This is a genomic window from Brevibacterium sp. HMSC063G07 (genome assembly GCF_001810665.1).
In the GTDB taxonomy this organism is placed as follows: Bacteria; Actinomycetota; Actinomycetes; order Actinomycetales; family Brevibacteriaceae; genus Brevibacterium.
This window is the reverse complement of the sequence record NZ_KV802355.1, coordinates 1-252: the sequence shown is the minus strand read 5'-3', so window position 1 is coordinate 252 and position 252 is coordinate 1. Positions and strand designations below refer to the sequence as shown.

General features: G+C 52.0%; 1 pseudogene. It reads right to left on the bottom strand.

Going from position 1 to position 252, the window contains the following annotated elements:
- Nucleotides 1-44 precede the first annotated feature (44 nt).
- Nucleotides 45-252, bottom strand: a pseudogene (locus HMPREF2757_RS06420) (IS256 family transposase); the annotation flags it as partial.

Sequence of the window (252 nt, the reverse complement as noted above, 5' to 3'; positions counted from 1 at the left end):
GGGGTTAAGTAAAGAAAAGTGTGTCTTTTCCGGGCGTGTTGCGGTTATTTGATCCAGCCTTTTTGGATGCCGAGGTTGTGTTGGTAGCTGGTGTCGATGGCGGTGTCGTATTCTGCTGGTGCACCGATGTCATTGGTAGTGGCTGTGGTGTTGTGGGTGATCAGGTCTGTTGCTGTGGAAAGTGCGTCTTGACCCCATCGTTGGTCCCTGGCGATCTTGACCGGATCGTCAGGGACTTCTGTATGTAGATAC